This is a genomic window from Bacillus haikouensis, assembly GCF_013179555.1.
GTDB classification, from domain to species: domain Bacteria; phylum Bacillota; class Bacilli; order Bacillales; family Bacillaceae_B; genus Rossellomorea; species Rossellomorea haikouensis_A.
Map to the genome: position 1 here is coordinate 1 of NZ_JABMCR010000393.1, position 2,988 is coordinate 2,988.

Consider the following 2,988-nt stretch of genomic DNA (forward strand, 5'->3'; position numbering starts at 1 on the left):
CCCCTTGACTGTAAGGTTATGCTTGAAATCCAAGATGGAGTTTATAAATTGGATGTAAAAGCTCGTTTTCCACAGAAAGATACTTTAACAATTGCAGACAGAGAAGATATTCTTTCCTATTTCTTTCATGAAAGCGATGGAGGAGGTATCTCGTCCTTCCTGAAAAACTGATAGAACAGAATTAAAGGAGCCAACAGGCGAACCTGCTAACCAGGGACGTCTTTTTATTTTCCCGATGTTCCCCTTTGTCCTTCAAAAAAAACTTTACCACACTACCAAACTGCCTCTCTAAGTTTCTAAAATCACAACATTTCCCGTTGACCCTGAGAACCGTTCACCATACAATATAAGTAGTTATTAGTATTTTTAGAATTTTCTAGTTAAGGTGCGAATGCCGCTTGGATAAAATGGATCATACCAAAATTGGAAAGAACGCGATGCTGCTCCTGCTTCTCGATCAGGAAGAGGAAGCATGGAACCGGCATTTCAATGAATTGAACTGGAGCTACTGCACCGGCAGAATCGGCTCCATGGATAGTCAAAAGATTGTCGCTGCCATCGAAACGGCAGCAAAACGAAGTGATCTTGTACGAGAAGATCTTTATCGTGAAATGCATGCGCTGTACCATGCCACCATGGAAGCTCTGACAGGAGTGACCAGGGGACACACCCAGATCGGGGAGGTCCTGAGGACGGTCGGCCTTCGTTTCTCTGTCGTGAGGGGGACCCCTTATGAAAACGAAGAAGAAGGCGAATGGATTGCAGTCGCTCTGTACGGAACGATTGGCGCGCCCATTAAAGGATTGGAACATGAAACAATCGGTTTAGGCATCAATCATATTTAAAATAGGAAAAGAGCCTATAGAAACCAGTCAAAAGGAGGCTCGACCCAAGGCAGAAGTCTGTCTATGAGGTCGGGCCTCCTTTTCGATGTGTCAGGGGTTCAAGAGCCCTTACAAAGTGCTTTAAAGCGCAAAATTACAAGCAAGTCCAAAATAATTCAATGAGGTGATGATAAATGGTTATATTGAATGGATGTTCGTTGAGTTTAGAGGATGCGGGAAGGATCATTTTTGAGGGGGAGGAGGTTGTCATATCCCCGGAGAGTATGGAGCGGGTGAAGAAGAGCCGGGAAGCGGTTGAAAGAATCGTGAAGGAGAAGCGCGTCGTGTATGGTATTACGACGGGCTTCGGGAAGTTCAGTGATGTGCTGATCGATTCGGATGATGTGGAGGAGCTGCAGCTCAATCTCATTCATTCCCATGCGTGCGGGGTTGGAGATCCGTTCCCTGAGACTGTTTCAAGAGCGATGCTTCTCCTAAGAGCCAATGCCCTTCTGAAAGGCTACTCCGGCGTTAGGCCGGTCATCGTGGAGAGATTAGTAGAATTCCTGAATAAAGAAATCCATCCGGTCATCCCTCAGCAGGGTTCACTCGGAGCAAGCGGTGATCTCGCACCACTTTCCCATCTGGCACTGGCCCTCATGGGTGAAGGCGAAGTCCACTACCAGGGGCAGGTTCATCAAACACTCCCCGTGCTGTCCAAAGAAAATATTTTCCCGATCCAGCTGCAGGCGAAGGAAGGCTTGGCACTCATCAACGGAACCCAGGCGATGACAGCCATGGGAGTAATCGGCTATTTGGAAGCAGAAGAACTGGCTTATCAAAGTGAGATGATTGCCAGTCTGACTTTGGAAGGTCTGCAAGGAATCATGGATGCGTTTGACGAAGATATTCATATAGTAAGAGGTTACCCGCAGCAGGTTGCAACGGCAAAACGAATCAGAGAATATCTGCATGACAGCAAGCTCACAACCAAGCAGGGTGATATCCGGGTTCAGGATGCCTACTCCTTGAGATGCATTCCGCAAGTCCATGGAGCTTCCTGGCAGACACTCGATTATGTGAAAGAAAAGCTCGAGATTGAAATGAATGCAGCAACGGATAACCCGTTGATTTTCGATGATGGGGAAAAGATCATCTCAGGAGGGAACTTTCATGGCCAGCCGATCGCGTTTGCGATGGATTTCATGAAAATCGCGGTAGCGGAACTGGCGAACATCTCGGAACGCAGAATCGAACGGCTCGTCAATCCGCAGCTGAACGATCTGCCGGCATTCCTGAGTCCGCAGCCCGGGCTTCAATCGGGAGCGATGATCATGCAATATTGCGCAGCATCACTCGTTTCCGAAAACAAGACACTTGCTCATCCGGCAAGCGTCGATTCAATCCCATCTTCAGCGAACCAGGAGGACCATGTGAGCATGGGCACGATCGGATCGCGGCATGCGTATCAAATTTTACAAAACACAAGAAGAGTCCTGGCAGTCGAACTGATCTGCAGTCTTCAAGCGGTCGAGCACCGCGGCACAGATCTTCTTGCGAGCACAACGAAGAAATTTTACGAAGAAGCGAGAAAAATAGTTCCTTCCATCACGAAGGACCGGATTTTCTCGAAAGACATAGAGAAAGTAAACAGCTGGATGAAACAACTCAAATTAAAATCAATCATCAAAACAAAGGAGGAAACGACAAATGGTTAATGCAAACAAACGAATCGTGCAGGTGAAAAAAGGAACGGAAATCGAGTGTAAAGGCTGGGAGCAGGAAGCGGTCCTCCGCATGCTTTACAACAATCTGGATCCTGAAGTGGCAGAGATTCCGGAAGAGCTTGTCGTATATGGCGGCATCGGAAAAGCGGCACGTAACTGGGAGTCTTTCGATGCAATCGTCCACACTCTCCGCAACCTGGAGAACGACGAAACGATGCTTGTCCAATCCGGGAAGCCGGTCGGCGTATTCAAAACGCATAAAGCGGCGCCGAGGGTTCTGTTATCCAACTCTGTCCTCGTTCCCAAATGGGCGAACTGGGAGCACTTCCACGAACTTGATCAGAAAGGTCTCATGATGTACGGGCAAATGACGGCGGGAAGCTGGATTTACATCGGGACTCAAGGGATCCTGCAAGGAACATACGAAACATTTGCGG

At 48.0% G+C, this 2,988-nt stretch carries 2 protein-coding genes and 1 pseudogene; all 3 read left to right on the forward strand.

Annotated features, from left to right (window positions below):
- Positions 1-398: 398 nt before the first annotated feature.
- Entirely contained in the window at positions 399-845 is a 447-nt protein-coding gene (hutP, locus tag HP456_RS22075; RefSeq protein ID WP_376766246.1) for a histidine utilization transcription antiterminator HutP, read from the forward strand.
- Between the two features lie 173 nt (positions 846-1,018).
- Positions 1,019-2,542, forward strand: coding sequence for a histidine ammonia-lyase (gene hutH / locus HP456_RS22080; protein WP_172255120.1), 1,524 nt, complete (start codon positions 1,019-1,021; stop codon positions 2,540-2,542).
- Positions 2,535-2,988, forward strand: a pseudogene (locus HP456_RS22085) (urocanate hydratase); the annotation flags it as partial. The gene hutH and the pseudogene HP456_RS22085, both read left to right, overlap by 8 nt.

Excerpts from the sequence above, each read along its gene's own strand:
- hutH (WP_172255120.1), top strand. The coding sequence starts at position 1,019 with ATGGTTATATTGAATGGATGTTCGTTGAGTTTAGAGGATGCGGGAAGG.